Below are 14,808 nucleotides of genomic sequence, written 5' to 3'. Positions count from 1 at the left end.
ATTGCGAGGAACGAAGCAATCCCCGATTTGCAGGTACGCCCTGTATTTTAGGGATTGCTTCGTACCTCGCAATGACGCTTTTTATCTCTTACGCGGTCTCAACAACTTTCAACGGATCAGCATAATGTGCCAAACCATAGTTTCTTGAAGTCGCCTCGCTCGCGTTAGTTACGTGCCATTCAAATTCATCCCTGAAATGGCGGATAGCGCTGGCCACCGGCCATGCTGCCGCGTCACCCAGCGGACAAATGGTATTTCCTTCTATTTTCTTTGATACATCAACCAGTAGGTCCATATCGCTCATTTTGCCATGACCATACTCCAGGCGATGTAATACTTTCTCCATCCAACCGGTACCTTCACGGCAAGGCGAACATTGTCCGCAGCTTTCATGATGATAAAAACGGGCAAAATTCCAGGTATTACGTACGATACAGGCATCCTCATCGTAAGCGATGAAACCACCAGAACCTAACATGGTACCGCTTACGAAACCACCGTCTGATAATGACTCGTAGCTCATCAAACGGGCTTCGTTATTGATGGTTTTCAGGATCAGGTTAGCCGGTAAAATCGGCACAGATGAACCACCCGCAACAACAGCTTTTAAGCGTTTACCATTGGCGATACCACCGCAATACTCATCCGAATAAATAAATTCTTCAACAGGTACACCGAGTTCAATTTCATAAACTCCTGGTTTTTTTAGGTTACCACCTGCCGAGATCAATTTAGTGCCAGTACTACGACCGATACCTATTTTAGCATACTCGTCGCCGCCTTCGTTAATGATAGGCACAACAGCCGCGATTGATTCAACGTTGTTAACAACCGTAGGACAGCCATATAAGCCAGCAATAGCCGGGAATGGCGGTTTGATGCGTGGGTTACCACGTTTACCTTCCAATGACTCCAGCAAAGCGGTTTCCTCGCCGCAGATATAGGCACCACCACCTGGCTGAACGTAAAGTTCAAGATCGTAACCGGTGCCCAATATGTTTTTACCTAAAAAGCCTTTTGCTTTTGCTTCCGCAATAGCTCTTTCCAGGATCCTTACCTGAGGCATCATTTCACCACGCAGGTAGATATATGATGTGTTTGCACCAAGCGCGAAACTTGATACAATCATACCCTCAATTAATAAGTGAGGGATATAGGTCATCAAATAACGGTCTTTAAAAGTACCGGGTTCAGATTCGTCACCGTTGCAAACCAGGTAACGTGCTACGCCTTCGGGTTTAGCCAAAAAGCTCCACTTCATACCTGTAGGGAAGCCTGCACCACCGCGGCCACGTAAGCCCGATTTTTTAACCTCTTCAACAATCGCCTCGGGCGACATGGTTTTTAATGCTTTCTCAACAGAAGCATAGCCACCTTTTGAGCGGTAAACATCAAATGTATTGATGCCGGGTACGTTTATATGTTCTAAAAGTAATTTCCGTCCCATAGCTTAGTTCTTAGCTTTCGCTTTTAAATCACTGATCAATTTATCTACCGACTCGTTGGTCAGGTTTTCATAAAAAGTATACTCAGGGCCAATTTGTAATACAGGGCCAAAACCGCAGGCAGCAAGGCACTCCACCCCTCTCCAGCTAAATAAGCCGTCGGGAGTAACTTCACCTTCTTTTACGCCAAGGGTTTCTTCAATATGATCCATGATCTTTTCGGCACCTACCAGGCAGCAACCGCTTGTACGGCAAACTTCCAGTACGTACTTGCCTTGCGGGCGTAAAAAATACATGGTATAAAATGTAGCAACCTCATACACCTCAATAGGCAGGATGCTTAAATATTCGGCAACTTTATCCATTGCAGGCGCGCTTACCCAACCAAACTCCGCCTGTACCAGGTGAAGGATTGGCAACAAACCCGATTTTTGTTTTCCCTGCGGATAACGGCTAACTATCTCATCAAATTTGGTGATCAGTTCCGGCGAAAATTCAACCGGTTCCTGAGCTTCGTCAACTCTAAGCATCTAACTCTCCGGCTATAACGTTTAAACTACTCATGTTAATAATAGCATCTGATAATAACATACCGCGGCTCATTGGCGCATACATCTGGTAATTGATGAAGCTTGGCCTGCGGAAATGCAAACGGTATGGCGAACGGCCACCATCATTAACCAGGTAAAAACCCAGCTCGCCGTTAGCACCTTCAACCGAATGATAAACCTCGGTAGTTGGGGTTGGAATTTCACCCATCACAATTTTAAAGTGATAGATCAATGCTTCCATATTGTTATATACTTCCTCTTTCGGAGGCAGGTAAAATTCAGGTACATCTGCGTGGAAAATATCGCTTGGTTCTTTATCAAGTTTGGCTAATGCCTGCTCAATAATCCTTAAGCTTTGCCACATCTCCTCATTACGAACCAAAAAGCGGCTGTAAACGTCACCATTATCACCTACTGGTACTTCAAATTCAAAGTCCTCGTATGATGAATATGGGTTCATAGCCCTCACGTCATAATCTACACCCGCGGCACGCAAAAGCGGGCCGGTCCAGCTGTAGCTTAAAGCTGTTTCTGCAGATACAGCAGCAACATCACGGGTACGGTCAACGAAGATCCTGTTACGGTTAAACAGGCTTTCAAACTCTTTAAGGGTTTTAGGAAAGTTCTTTAAAAACGCACGAAGTTTGTCAAAAGCACGGCTGTTGAAGTTACGCTCAAATCCGCCTATACGACCGATATTGGTTGTTAGACGTGAGCCGCAAACTTCCTCGTATATTTCATAAATAGCTTCACGGTGCTCCATCATGTACAGGAAGCCTGTAAACGCGCCGGTATCTACACCCAATACACCGTTACAGATAATGTGATCTGCAATACGGGCAAGCTCCATTACAATTACACGCAGGTAATCAACACGTTTAGGAGTTTGGATATTTAAAAGCTTTTCAACCGTCATGTGCCATCCCATATTGTTAATAGGCGAAGAGCAATAATTTAAACGGTCGGTTAGTGGAGTGATCTGGTAAAATGGCCTGTGTTCGGCAATTTTTTCAAATGCGCGGTGAATATAACCAATGGTTGATACACCGCTAACGATACGTTCGCCATCAAGTTGGAGCACGTTTTGAAACACACCATGGGTGGCCGGGTGCGTTGGGCCCAGATTCAGGGTCGATAGCTCGCTTTGCGGATCGTTATCTGTATATACAGGATGATTTTGCATCAGTATTGTTATTAGCGTCTAAGAGCAAGGAAGGCAGGAATCAGAATGAAGACTTGATCTTACTTCTTAATTCTCAAACTCTTGTTTCTCGATTCTCAATTTCTTAATTCTATATTTTACTATCTTCCGAAATAGAAATCCTTTTTATCAACACGGTTAGGATCTTCCAGCGGAAATTCCTTGCGCATTGGGAAAGCGGTCATGTCATCTACGTTCAAAATACGACGAAGATCAGGATGCCCATCAAAAATAACCCCGAAAAAATCATAAGTTTCGCGTTCCATCCAGTTAGCACCATCCCAAAGTACAGTAGCTGTTGGAATGTGCACATCAGTGTCTTCTAAAAACACTTTGATCCTGATACGGGTATTAGTTGTTAAACTGTGCAGGTGATAAATAATGCCTATCGGCTTTTCCTGCTCAGGGTAATGGATACCTGTAATATCTGTCAGGAAAGTGAACTTAAGCTCAGGATCTGTTTTCAGAAACGATAGCAGATCAATGATTGTTTCACGACCGGTTTCTACAGTAAGCAGTTCGTACGGCTCACCAATAACCGTTACTGAAGTATCAAATTTATCGGCTATAGCCTTTATAAGCTGTTCGTTAGGTATCTTAGCCATTATTGGATTCCGTATTTAGCTAACAATTCCTGGTATTTAGGCTCATTCCTTCTGCGGAGAGATTCTGTTTTAACCAGTTCCTGAATATTCATAAAACCATCAATAATCGCCTCTGGCCTTGGCGGGCAGCCTGGTACATAAACATCTACCGGGATAACCTCATCAATACCTTGTAAAACGGAGTAAGTATCAAATATACCACCGCTTGAAGCACAAGCGCCAACAGCCATAACCCAACGTGGTTCGGCCATTTGCAGATAAACCTGGCGAAGTACAGGGGCCATCTTTTTAGCAATGGTACCCATAACCATCAGCAAATCTGCCTGACGTGGCGAAAAGCTCAAACGCTCTGCACCAAAACGCGAAAGATCATAGTGAGATGCCATGGTGGCCATAAACTCGATACCGCAGCATGAAGTAGCAAAAGGTAAAGGCCATAATGAATTTGAGCGAGCTATACCTATTACTTTATCAAGCGAGGTAGCAAAAAACCCGGCGCCTTCAACTCCGGCAGGGGCATCAACTAATTGAATATCACTCATTGAACTAAATTGATAGAGAAAACACTATCTGCTAAATGCAGATAATGAGAGCAAATTTACAATAATAACGATGTAAAATGTACACTACGGGTGTACAGGGGGTATATTTAGAATCAATCTAAATTTAATCCCAATCTAAAGCACCCTTTTTTATTACGTAGATAAAACCCAGTAAAAGTGTAGCCATGAAAATGAACATTTCAATAAGGCCGGTAGTACCTAAAGCCTTGAAATTTACAGCCCACGGATACATAAATATTACCTCCACGTCAAATAATACAAACAGGATAGCTACCAGGAAGTACTTGATGGAGATTGGTGTACGGGCATTACCTACCACCTCAATACCCGACTCAAACGGGGTCAGCTTATCTTTCGTTTTCCTTTTAGGGCCTATTTTGTGTGTTACAAACATAGTTGTTACCACAAACCCTAAAGCAACCACCATTTGAAATATGATGGGCAAATAATTAACCGGTAAACTTTGTGCTTCCATGCTGCAAATATACTAATGCCTTAATAATAAAAAAGTGTGTTTTACAAGCTTATCAATCATTTCTGCAATTCATTATTAATCTTGATAGCAAACTGCCGCTCAAAAATCAATTCCCAAATCAGGCAAACAAAAAAGGCCTCTTTTTCAAGAGGCCTTTTCTTATCAATTAGATATTTTATTATTTGCTTTTACCAGCTCCTCCTTTGCGTTGGAAGAATGCTACCGCTTGCTTGTTGGTAGGATCATTTTCCCTTGCTTTGGTGAAGTTTTCGGTTGCTTTAGCTTCATCCTTTTCTTTGTACTCATAATAAGTACCTAAGTAAGCGTAAGCGTTTGCAAGGCTCTTTTTAGTTTTGTCGTCAGCAGCACCTTTTGCAGTTACAAGCTCAATATATTTTTCATAGAAAGGCTTAGCATAACCGTTAATGTTGTTACGATCTTTTTCTTTCATATCGTTAACATATGCACGGTAAAGGTAACCATCAGCAGTGGTTGGGCTTTTTTGGTTTACATAGCTAAACGCTGAATCTGCTCTTACCAACAATGAATCGGCATTTGGTTTCTTTTCATCATAACCAAAATAGTAGCTGATACCTTCATAAAAATAGTCGGTAAGTTTCACGTTACGGCCGGCTTTTAAAGTAACCTGACGGTAAGCATCACCTGCCTGCTCGTATTTTTTCTGGTGGTATAACGCTTTTGCAATTTCGCCATAAACATCAGTTTGAGTGCTGTCAAGCTCTAATGCTTTTTTCAAGGTATTGATACCTACCGAATCCTGACCTGTAGCCATCTGTAAACGGCCCTGATATAAGTAATCACGAGGGATGATACGTTTTGGATCGGCTTTTTGGAACCAGGTATTGATAGCGGTTAAGCCGTTTGAGTAATCTTTGTTTTCGTAAGCTGCATAAGCTAAATAACGGTAAACCCTTGCATTTGTACTTGCTGATTTTGACAAATCAGTAGCAACCTGTTGTAAGGTTTTGTAATCACCTGCAAGAATCAGGAAGTCTGCATAACGCATTTGTGACTCTACAGACTGATCGGTTAAGCTCAAATATTGTTTGTAGTGATCAACCGCCTCTTTGATTTTAGCCGAAGCCATTTTAGGATCAGTTAATGACCAACGTAAGTCGGTTTCAGCCCACTCGCGGTAAGCAGGGCCGTAGTTAGCATTGATAGCCAAGGCATCTTTAAACTGTTGCTCAGAACCGTCAAAGTTGTTAGCGAATTTGTACAATACACCTGTTGCAACTTTAGCTGCAGGGTTTTTAGGATCAAGCGTAGAAGCGTCAGAGTAGTTTGAGTAAGCTTCGTTGCTTTTTAAAACTGAACGGTAAGCATCACCTAAAGCGATAAGCAGATCAACGTCTTTTGCATTGATAGCTTTTCCTTTGGTAAGTACAGCAATAGCAGCATCAGCATCGGCAGGGGCTACTTTCTTATCAGTAGTTGTAGGCAATAAATAAGATAAACCTACATAAGTATAAGGTTTTGTATCCTTAGCAGCTAAAGAAATAGCCTGGTTAAAGTTAGTAGTAGCACCGGCGTTGTCTTTATCTAAACGGGCAACAGCACCTAAACCTGCATAGTTTAATGCTGATTTTGGATTTGCAGCAATCCCTTTATTGAAAACGACTTTCGCCGAATCAGAATAGTCCTGTTTAATGTACACCCAACCCAGGTAAAAAAAGTTCTCGTCTTTAGTTGGCTGAGTTGTAGTAAGCGTTTTGAGCATCGACTCTGCTTTCTGATATTGTTCGGCGTCAATAGCTTTTTTGGCGTCGGCAAGACTTTGCGCAAAAACTGATGATGAACCTAAAAATACCAGTCCTAATGAAGCCTTAGCTATTTTACTGATCATTTTCATCTTTATTTAGTTATAGTTTACTTTTTAAATTTATCTCTCTTGGCGGAATTGAATCAGGCAATAAACCTGATTTTAAAATAATTCTCTGCCCCACATCACTTGCTAAGAACGTAACAAATCCGGCCGCTAATCCGTTCTTACTTGAGCAGTTAACCATATATAAAGTTCTGCTCAAAGGGTACTGTTTTAAGACAAGCGATTCTTGCGAAGGTTTAAAATACTCGTTGGCATACTGTTTATTGCCCTCGTCTTTAACACCTACAATTTTCACTTTATCCACATAATCAGCGTAAGCTTTTTCCGGATTGTTAAGCCAGCTAAACCCTATAATTCCCAATGCATCGGGATGCTCACTTACGTATTTAATAACCTCAATATTCGATTTAAGCGCGTAAATGTTTTTCTGCTTAAACTCCTTATTACCAGAGAAATCCTTCAAATATCTTACCAAACTTGAGTTTGGATTATCAAAAACGATAGTTTTATTTCCGCTACCCTGCCCGTTAAGTTCTTTCTTTAATTGGGCAATTGTTATGGTAGTATCATTGGATGCATTGTTCACTACCAATGTAACGGCATCAACCGCAAATGGCACAACTTCAACACTCAACGAACGGCGGGTAATTATATTACGTTCCGCGGTATCCAGATCACGCGATAATACCGCAACCCTTACACTGTCATTTAACAACATATTTACAGCCTGGTTTTCGGTTTTATAAACAAAAACAGGGTCGGCGTTGGGGTACCGGCTTCTGTAAACATACTCTTCTTGTCCTATTATAGGCGAAAACGATTCATCGGCCACAAAAGTTGCTTTTCCGGCGTTGAAGCTATCGGTTGGTACAGACTTTACTTGCTTTTGCTTGCATGCCTGTAAACCGGCTATTGAAGCAACTAAAACCAATACATATACAACCTGTAATTTAATCTTCATACTGATCCTTCTTAAACAATCTTGAAAACCTTAAAACCGCGTAACATATAATGAACCCACCGAAAAGTAAACGTTGATAATGTTGCATCTGCAACGGGAGGGCGTCCCAGAACATGATCATGAGACCTAAAACCACGAAGCAGATAAATGCAGCGGTTCCTAAAATAAGCAAAAACCGCCTTTTGGGCGATTTTTGCTCTTTATTGTAATTAAATGGCATTCTTTATTCTTCAGATGCTAAAGTAAAGCTGATTGGAACGCTGTACTGTACACGCACCGGACGACCGTTTTGTATACCAGGTTTCCATTTTGGTGAATTTTTCAATACACGAACCGCTTCCTCGTCGCAACCGCTGCCGATGCCCCTAACAACTTTAATGTCTGTTAAAGAACCATCTTTTTCCACAACGAATGTACAAATTACACGACCTTGTGTATTGTTTTCACGTGCTACAGCCGGATACCTGATGTTTTTGCTCAGGTACTGACCAAATTTCTCTAAACCGCCGGCAAATTCAGGAACCTGCTCAACCGAAGTAAAGATCTGGTTAGGATCGGCTTCTACCACTTGTTTAACGTCTGAGTTACCTACCGGCTCATCAATCCTGATGTCGGCGTTAGGATCACCTTTTTGGTCTTTCTGACCTGGATCCGCAACAGCAAGTTCTTTTACTGTTGGTGGATCTTTCTCCTTAACCTCGTTATCTGGTTTTACAACCGGAGGAGGGAAACGTACCTGGTCTACCTTTGGTTTTGGTGGTTCAGGTGGCGGCGGAGGTGGTTTTTTGGTTTGGTCAACCGGTGGCGGAGGTAACAGAACCACGTCTGTTATCTTCACCTTTTGGTCTTTCTCAGGGATAAGACCTTTGATCTTGTTGATGATAGTAGGCAAAGAAACAACAAAAACGAAGAACACAATAGCAAGAATTAAAGCCTTACTTGTATTTTTTGAATTGTCTTTCCTTAGCTCGTAAGCGCCATAGGCCTTGTTACGATTACTAAAAACAACGTCGATCCATTCCTGCTTTAGTATGTCTAATTTTGATCCTAACATCTGTTAAGGCTTTAATGGAAATTAATAACGTTATTTAATACTATTTATTATCGTTGTACAGGCCGTCTTTCTTCAACAGGTCAATCTCCGGTTGAGATATATCAACAATACCATAACTTTGAATATTGGCAATGTTGATTTCGTCAAGCGTGCTCACCATATTTCTATATTTCGACTTATCGCTTGGCTTAATAACAACAAACATAAATTTGCCTGTTTTTTGCTGTACTTCTTTGCTTTTTTCAATTAACGTTTTACGTAATCCATCCGGACCGAAATTGTCAATTGTTGGCGGAGTTTTTCCTGGTTCACCGATATACCACTCCAATTTGTCGTCGCTGCCCAATAAAATGGTCATTGAACGTGAAGCGGCAATATCCATCTGATCCTTCGTTTTCTCATCTTTATCAGGCATGGCCAAGTCCATCGCTTTTGCTTTCGCAAGCGTAGTGGTCATGATGAAGAAGGTGATCAACAAGAAAGCCAAATCCACCATCGCGGTTAAATCTACACGGGTTGATTGCTTTTTACTGCGAACCTTCCCGCCTTTGTGTTTGCCTCCCCCGGAGGTATCTAATTCTGCCATGATCTTTTATTTTTTAGCAGCACCACCGGCACTACCCAAATCCGTAATTAAACTAAACTTGTTAACTTTTTGCTTTTGCAAAATACCGATAACATCCTTAATAACCGGATATTCTTCTTTGCTATCACCTTTAATAGCTAAACGAAGCTCCTTGTTATGTAAAGCTTTTGTAGCTATACGGGCCTGGCGGATCCAGTTAGTTAACTCACCTGATACAGAGTCACGAGGTATACCCGGCTGGGCAAACTTCTTTTGCTGATCAGCAGTCAAAGCAATAAATTGCTTTAATTGGCTCATTGGCACGCCAAATGAAGTGATGGTAGAAAACCTTGTTTGCTCCTCAGGAGTAAAGGTCATGTGATAAATTGAACCCATTTGGTTCAATGTTTCCTTACGGATATCAACACCTTCAACACCGAAGAATGCTTTTTGAGCACCTACAGATATTGTAGCAAAGTCAGATTCAGGTACCGGCTGCTGGATTGAAGATTTTGGTATATCAATAGGTACCGGATCTTCGGTTTTTACTTTTGCAGTTAATATAAAGAAAGTAAGCAACAGGAACGCCACGTCGCACATAGCGGTCATGTCAATTGCGGTGCTCTTTCTTGGGACTTTTATCCTTGCCATGTTAAATTTCTTAAAAATATATAGTGTTTCAGTATTAACTATTTTGCCCCTAACTTATTGTGCATGAGGCATAAGCACTACTATATTTTTATTTGTTTTTGTGCGATGCTGCAAATGTTTGAACGATGCTGAAACCAGTTTCGTCGATAGCGTAAGTCAATTTATCAATTTTTGATGTAAACACGTTGTACATGATAATTGAGATAGCTGAAGTACTGATACCGAATGCAGTGTTGATCAAAGCTTCAGAGATGTGTGAAGAAAGTTCAACCTGGTTAGGTACACCTGCTGTTGCTAATGAAGAGAACGCACCGATCATACCCACAACCGTACCTAATAGACCGGTTAATGTACCGATAGATACTAATGTAGCGATGATAGTTAAGTTTTGCTCAAGCATTGGCATTTCCAAAGCGGTAGCTTCTTCGATATCTTTTTGGATAGCTAAAGTTTTTTGATCTACGTCAAGGTTTGGTTCAGCTTCCATTTCACCATATTTTTTCAATGCTGATTTGATAACGTTCGCAACAGAACCTTTTTGTTTGTCGCACTCTGCAGAAGCACCTGCAATGTTACCAGCATTTAAAAGAGCTTGAATTTTCCTTACAAAGCCATCAACACTACCAGTACCAGAAGCTTTACCGATAACTACGAAGCGCTCGATTGAGAAAACGATAACCATTAATAAAAATGACATGATCAAAGGTACAATTACACCACCTTTGTGGATTGTGCCGAAGATATCAGAAGGGTATCCGTTAACTACGTCGCCGCCTTTGAAGTGGCTTGGATCACCAAGGACGAAAACGAATATGCAAATAGCTACTGCCAGACAGATTGGAATAGTTAAAGAAGCAAACATGCCCGATGCACTTGAGCTTTCTTTCTTAACAGGAGTAGTTGGTTTTGTTGGTGCGTTTGCCATTACTTTTGAATTTTTAGTTTTTGTTTTTGTTTATTTTATAAGTTAGTTAAAATGCGCTGTTTGTTGGGAATAACAAAAATAGAATTTTATTGAATTAAAAAAACCATTTATGTTATTCTTTACAATTTTTTAATACAGAATATCATTCTGTGTATTGTTGGTGTTTATAAACGCAACAATACAAATTTATTGTGTGTTACCAACACAATTATTTGCAATGAAAACCATTTTTTTTAAAAATAGCAAGTGATAACATATAAAATTTGTGTTACCAAGCTAAAATCGGGCATTTTTTTTCAAAGTTGCTAAAACGTAGCCGGTATATTTAACTACGATGCAAGCTTTGTAACACATAGTTTTACCTTTTGTTTAAAAATGCGGCTTTCAAATAATTCTGTTAAACTACGGTTTATAATGTTTATTTAATGTTATCCGCCTGCTTTTTTAGCTTTATAGCCGTCGGTTTGGAGTAAAGTTAACACTTTGTCCCTAAAATCACCCTGAATCAGGATCTCGCCATCCTTAACTGAACCGCCAACTCCACATTTAGATTTTAGCTTTTTCCCAATCGCCTCCAGGTCGGCATCAGCACCTATAAAGCCCGTAATGCGCGTAACCAGTTTGCTACCGCCTTTACGGTCAAGGTATATTTTAAGGTTTTGTTGCTGTGGTGGTAATGTTTCGGCATCCCCTCCCCCATTCTCCTGGTATTGAAAATCAGGGTCGGTTGAGTAAACTACGCCTGTAAAATTTTTCTTTGCCATACTATCAATTTTTAAATGTGGGGCCTACTATTACTTTTAACGACTCCGGCAGTATATTAATATCTATACCCGTACCCGCCATTTGCGGTTCGCCATCCAGGTGGATGGGGCCGGTATGTTCTCTTTTTATCAGGATCTGCTTTCCGCGGATGATCTTAACGTATTTTGAACTTTCGGTTGCTTTGATCAGCATACGCAAACTCATTTCCGGGAACCGCCACAATGGGAAGGGCTTTATCACGCACACATCCAGCAAACCATCCTGCAGGCTTGCCTTAGGCGAGATATGCACATTATTGCCATATTGCGATGAGTTGGCTATACTCAACATAAACGCCTTATAATCATATTTCTCGCCGTCGATATCCAGGTGATAGTTTTGCGGCTGATAGCCAACCACCTCTTTTATAGATGATTTAATGTAACTGATAAATCCCCGCTTTTTACCGTGCGAAAAGATCTCGCTGATATGGGCATCAAAACCCATACCTGCCATGTTAAAAAAAGCTTGTCCGTTAACCCTGGCCGAATCAATAACTTCCACACGGCCCATCGCCAGGTTTTTAATAGCTTCCCTGGTATCCATCGGAATGCCCAAAAACCTTGCAAGCCCGTTACCCGAACCAAAAGGCACTATACCAAGCGAGGTATCGGTACCAACAATGGCCGATGCCACTTCATTAACTGTACCATCGCCGCCAACTGCCACTACGGTATCAAACTTACCAACTGCTTCTGACGCGATAACCCTTGCATGTGCCACGCCGTCGCTAAAAGCTATAACCGGCTCCATAACAGTAGCATCAACTGTATCCTTGATCAGTTCGGGCACCCCGTCTTTCTTCTTCCCGCCCGAAATTGGGTTTATTATAAATAACGCTTTCCGTTTCAACTATATATATTATTTCAATCGCCAAAAGTAAATGTATTTTCGGCTTTGTGAAATTTGTTTTATTTTTACCGCCCGAATGTGGACTGATTTAATGCTCCTTTTACGATGGGGCCGGATTGCAACCACGTAAAAAAGTGCTAAAACCATGCTTCTTTTTACCGCTCGATCCGTCTTAAAGCCCTCCCACTCGATTTTAATTTTACTTATTTAAATTTTATGTCATATTTATTTACTTCAGAGTCCGTATCAGAAGGTCACCCGGATAAAGTAGCTGATCAGATCTCGGACGCGCTGATTGATCATTTTTTAGCATTTGATGCCGAATCGAAAGTTGCCTGCGAAACGCTGGTAACCACAGGCCAGGTTATTTTAGCCGGCGAAGTAAAATCAAAAGCCTATCTGGATGTACAGAAGATTGCCCGCGAGGTGATCAACAAGATCGGGTACACCAAAGGCGAATATATGTTTGACGGCAGTTCATGCGGTGTGCTATCGGCTATCCACGAACAATCGCCCGATATTAACCAGGGTGTTGACCGCACCGCTAAAGAAGAGCAGGGTGCCGGCGACCAGGGTATGATGTTTGGTTACGCAACCGTTGAAACCGACAACTACATGCCGCTTGCCCTTGATATCGCCCACGCTTTATTAATTGAGCTTGCAGCCATCCGCCGCGAAAACAACGAGATCAAATACCTTCGCCCGGATGCAAAATCACAAGTTACTTTAGAGTACAGCGATGACAACAAACCGCAACGTATCGACGCTATCGTTATCTCAACTCAACACGACGATTTTGGCGACGAACCAGCTATGCTGGCTAAGATCAAAACTGATATCATCAGCATCCTGATCCCGCGCGTTAAGGCTAAATACCCTAAATATGCCCACTTCTTTAACGACGAAATTAAATACCACATTAACCCAACCGGTAAATTTGTGATCGGCGGTCCGCATGGCGATACCGGCTTAACCGGCCGTAAAATTATTGTGGATACTTACGGTGGTAAAGGCGCTCACGGTGGTGGTGCTTTCTCTGGTAAAGATCCATCAAAGGTTGACCGCTCGGCTGCTTATGCAACCCGTCACATTGCTAAAAACCTGGTTGCTGCCGGTTTGTGCGATGAAGTACTCGTACAGGTATCATACGCCATCGGTGTTGCACAGCCAATGGGTATTTATGTAAACACTTACGGCACTGCTAAAGTTGATCTGCACGACGGCGAGATCGCTAAAAAAGTAGAGGGCATTTTTAACATGACCCCTTACGCCATTGAAACCCGCTTTAAACTACGGAACCCAATTTACAGCGAAACCGCGGCTTACGGCCACTTCGGCAGACCAAACGAAGTTGTTACCAAAACTTTTGTTGGCCACGACGGCAGCAAATTGGAACGCGAAGTTGAACTGTTTACCTGGGAAAAACTTGATTATGTTGACCAGGTTAAAGCAGCCTTCGGTTTGTAGTTAGCTACACCTATATAATATAAGGCAATAGCGGCGGGTAATCCTGTCGCTATTGTTGTTTACGGGGGATATATAAACAAGGATTTTAGGTAAAGGCGCCTTTCTTATTAAATTATAAATACATACATTTATCACCCAAATCTCCCGAACCTGATTTAAATGCCCAACAACACCTGGAACGCCGTAACCGCTATCCTTTATTTTGCTGTATCTATTATAATTACTGCTTGGTTTATTGAGCAAAAGTTTGGCTATGTGGCTACGCCCGAAGCTATATTATTATCCAATATTGTAGCGGCAAGTAAATGGGTGATTATTACCATAGCCGCCCTGGTCATGCTTGAAGAAAATAAATGGATCTTTATCAGGCGTACGGCATTTGCCGCGCTGGCAGGCAGTTGCGCCATGTACTCCACCTACGCGTTCAGGTTTTTCGCCATTAGCAGCTGGCAGCAATTTACCTTTGCCATGGCCTTAGCCATGCTGGTGATGGTAATCTTCTTTTTAAAAGCCGTTACCGATACCAGGCTGCCGCTTAAATGGTTTGCCGTGTGGATGACATGCCTACTGATCAGTGTTATTATGCAAACCAGGGTGGTATTTAGCTTACACCCGGATCTTGTAACAAATGGGGTGTCCCAATTTTTTGATTCCCGAAAAAAAAGTGAAATTTCCTGATCGCTCGTTTTCTTTTAAAACTCAGGTGTTCCATTTTTGAAAAGCAGAAACGCGGAACAGTCTTTTTATGAAACATGTTAAAAGTCAAACATTTAACTTTTTACGTGAAACACTATAAAATAATTGATTATCAGATACTACATCTTTTAAAGCGTTATTTGC

At 41.6% G+C, this 14,808-nt stretch carries 16 protein-coding genes; 2 read left to right on the top strand and 14 right to left on the bottom strand.

What is annotated here, in order from left to right:
- Positions 1 to 88: 88 nt before the first annotated feature.
- From nuoF to DEO27_RS01505, 14 genes are all read right to left on the bottom strand, one after another.
- Positions 89 to 1,447 (bottom strand): NADH-quinone oxidoreductase subunit NuoF, encoded by a 1,359-nt coding sequence (gene nuoF, locus DEO27_RS01575; protein WP_112575916.1) that lies wholly within the window; start codon positions 1,445 to 1,447, stop codon positions 89 to 91.
- Between the two features lie 3 nt (positions 1,448 to 1,450).
- Positions 1,451 to 1,975 (bottom strand): complex I 24 kDa subunit family protein, encoded by a 525-nt coding sequence (nuoE, locus tag DEO27_RS01570; RefSeq protein WP_112575915.1) that lies wholly within the window; start codon positions 1,973 to 1,975, stop codon positions 1,451 to 1,453.
- Positions 1,968 to 3,179 carry an NADH-quinone oxidoreductase subunit D gene (locus tag DEO27_RS01565; protein WP_189549459.1) on the bottom strand — a complete coding sequence of 404 codons (1,212 nt, stop codon included), beginning with the start codon at positions 3,177 to 3,179 and terminating at the stop codon, positions 1,968 to 1,970. Before DEO27_RS01565 ends, nuoE begins: the two co-directional genes overlap by 8 nt.
- Before the next feature lie 119 nt (positions 3,180 to 3,298).
- Positions 3,299 to 3,802, bottom strand: a complete 504-nt coding sequence (locus DEO27_RS01560; protein WP_112575913.1) for an NADH-quinone oxidoreductase subunit C — start codon at positions 3,800 to 3,802, stop codon at positions 3,299 to 3,301.
- Positions 3,802 to 4,344 (bottom strand): NADH-quinone oxidoreductase subunit B, encoded by a 543-nt coding sequence (locus tag DEO27_RS01555; RefSeq protein ID WP_091175781.1) that lies wholly within the window; start codon positions 4,342 to 4,344, stop codon positions 3,802 to 3,804. Before DEO27_RS01555 ends, DEO27_RS01560 begins: the two co-directional genes overlap by 1 nt.
- A 124-nt stretch (positions 4,345 to 4,468) precedes the next feature.
- Positions 4,469 to 4,840 (bottom strand): NADH-quinone oxidoreductase subunit A, encoded by a 372-nt coding sequence (locus tag DEO27_RS01550; RefSeq protein ID WP_090533920.1) that lies wholly within the window; start codon positions 4,838 to 4,840, stop codon positions 4,469 to 4,471.
- A gap of 178 nt (positions 4,841 to 5,018) precedes the next feature.
- Positions 5,019 to 6,707, bottom strand: a complete 1,689-nt coding sequence (locus tag DEO27_RS01545) for a tetratricopeptide repeat protein (protein ID WP_223818123.1) — start codon at positions 6,705 to 6,707, stop codon at positions 5,019 to 5,021.
- Between the two features lie 16 nt (positions 6,708 to 6,723).
- Positions 6,724 to 7,650 (bottom strand): PstS family phosphate ABC transporter substrate-binding protein, encoded by a 927-nt coding sequence (locus DEO27_RS01540; RefSeq protein WP_112575911.1) that lies wholly within the window; start codon positions 7,648 to 7,650, stop codon positions 6,724 to 6,726.
- A 223-nt stretch (positions 7,651 to 7,873) separates the two neighbouring features.
- Positions 7,874 to 8,704, bottom strand: coding sequence for an energy transducer TonB (locus DEO27_RS01530; RefSeq protein WP_112575909.1), 831 nt, complete (start codon positions 8,702 to 8,704; stop codon positions 7,874 to 7,876).
- A 40-nt stretch (positions 8,705 to 8,744) separates the two neighbouring features.
- Complete coding sequence (locus tag DEO27_RS01525; protein ID WP_112575908.1) at positions 8,745 to 9,290, bottom strand: ExbD/TolR family protein; 546 nt, start codon at positions 9,288 to 9,290, stop codon at positions 8,745 to 8,747.
- A gap of 6 nt (positions 9,291 to 9,296) precedes the next feature.
- Complete coding sequence (locus DEO27_RS01520) at positions 9,297 to 9,920, bottom strand: ExbD/TolR family protein (protein WP_112575907.1); 624 nt, start codon at positions 9,918 to 9,920, stop codon at positions 9,297 to 9,299.
- A gap of 88 nt (positions 9,921 to 10,008) precedes the next feature.
- Positions 10,009 to 10,845, bottom strand: coding sequence for a MotA/TolQ/ExbB proton channel family protein (locus tag DEO27_RS01515; RefSeq protein WP_112575906.1), 837 nt, complete (start codon positions 10,843 to 10,845; stop codon positions 10,009 to 10,011).
- Between the two features lie 428 nt (positions 10,846 to 11,273).
- Positions 11,274 to 11,609, bottom strand: a complete 336-nt coding sequence (locus DEO27_RS01510) for a translation initiation factor (RefSeq protein ID WP_112575905.1) — start codon at positions 11,607 to 11,609, stop codon at positions 11,274 to 11,276.
- 4 nt (positions 11,610 to 11,613) lie between these two features.
- The gene (locus DEO27_RS01505) at positions 11,614 to 12,501 is read right to left on the bottom strand and encodes a diacylglycerol/lipid kinase family protein (RefSeq protein WP_112575904.1); all 888 of its coding nucleotides are present in this window, start codon (positions 12,499 to 12,501) and stop codon (positions 11,614 to 11,616) included.
- A 216-nt stretch (positions 12,502 to 12,717) separates the two neighbouring features.
- On the opposite strand from DEO27_RS01505, the gene metK reads away from it, so the two are divergent.
- Both metK and DEO27_RS01495 read left to right on the top strand, forming a co-directional pair.
- A complete protein-coding gene (metK, locus tag DEO27_RS01500) occupies positions 12,718 to 13,968 on the top strand; it encodes a methionine adenosyltransferase (RefSeq protein WP_112575903.1) in 1,251 nt (416 codons plus the stop codon).
- Between the two features lie 159 nt (positions 13,969 to 14,127).
- The gene (locus DEO27_RS01495) at positions 14,128 to 14,646 is read left to right on the top strand and encodes a hypothetical protein (RefSeq protein ID WP_112575902.1); all 519 of its coding nucleotides are present in this window, start codon (positions 14,128 to 14,130) and stop codon (positions 14,644 to 14,646) included.
- The last annotated feature ends 162 nt before the right edge of the window (positions 14,647 to 14,808 follow it).

It is taken from the genome of Mucilaginibacter rubeus (assembly GCF_003286415.2).
GTDB lineage: Bacteria > Bacteroidota > Bacteroidia > Sphingobacteriales > Sphingobacteriaceae > Mucilaginibacter > Mucilaginibacter rubeus_A.
The sequence above is the reverse complement of the archived record's forward strand: the minus strand, read 5'-3'. Positions and strand labels throughout refer to the sequence as shown.

Bases quoted from the DNA above. Each gene is read 5' to 3' on its own strand.
- nuoF (WP_112575916.1), bottom strand. From the start codon at position 1,447: ATGGGACGGAAATTACTTTTAGAACATATAAACGTACCCGGCATCAAT.
- nuoE (WP_112575915.1), bottom strand. From the start codon at position 1,975: ATGCTTAGAGTTGACGAAGCTCAGGAACCGGTTGAATTTTCGCCGGAA.
- DEO27_RS01565 (WP_189549459.1), bottom strand. From the start codon at position 3,179: ATGCAAAATCATCCTGTATATACAGATAACGATCCGCAAAGCGAGCTA.
- DEO27_RS01560 (WP_112575913.1), bottom strand. From the start codon at position 3,802: ATGGCTAAGATACCTAACGAACAGCTTATAAAGGCTATAGCCGATAAA.
- DEO27_RS01555 (WP_091175781.1), bottom strand. From the start codon at position 4,344: ATGAGTGATATTCAATTAGTTGATGCCCCTGCCGGAGTTGAAGGCGCC.
- DEO27_RS01550 (WP_090533920.1), bottom strand. From the start codon at position 4,840: ATGGAAGCACAAAGTTTACCGGTTAATTATTTGCCCATCATATTTCAA.
- DEO27_RS01545 (WP_223818123.1), bottom strand. From the start codon at position 6,707: ATGATCAGTAAAATAGCTAAGGCTTCATTAGGACTGGTATTTTTAGGT.
- DEO27_RS01540 (WP_112575911.1), bottom strand. From the start codon at position 7,650: ATGAAGATTAAATTACAGGTTGTATATGTATTGGTTTTAGTTGCTTCA.
- DEO27_RS01530 (WP_112575909.1), bottom strand. From the start codon at position 8,704: ATGTTAGGATCAAAATTAGACATACTAAAGCAGGAATGGATCGACGTT.
- DEO27_RS01525 (WP_112575908.1), bottom strand. From the start codon at position 9,290: ATGGCAGAATTAGATACCTCCGGGGGAGGCAAACACAAAGGCGGGAAG.
- DEO27_RS01520 (WP_112575907.1), bottom strand. From the start codon at position 9,920: ATGGCAAGGATAAAAGTCCCAAGAAAGAGCACCGCAATTGACATGACC.
- DEO27_RS01515 (WP_112575906.1), bottom strand. From the start codon at position 10,845: ATGGCAAACGCACCAACAAAACCAACTACTCCTGTTAAGAAAGAAAGC.
- DEO27_RS01510 (WP_112575905.1), bottom strand. From the start codon at position 11,609: ATGGCAAAGAAAAATTTTACAGGCGTAGTTTACTCAACCGACCCTGAT.
- metK (WP_112575903.1), top strand. From the start codon at position 12,718: ATGTCATATTTATTTACTTCAGAGTCCGTATCAGAAGGTCACCCGGAT.
- DEO27_RS01495 (WP_112575902.1), top strand. From the start codon at position 14,128: ATGCCCAACAACACCTGGAACGCCGTAACCGCTATCCTTTATTTTGCT.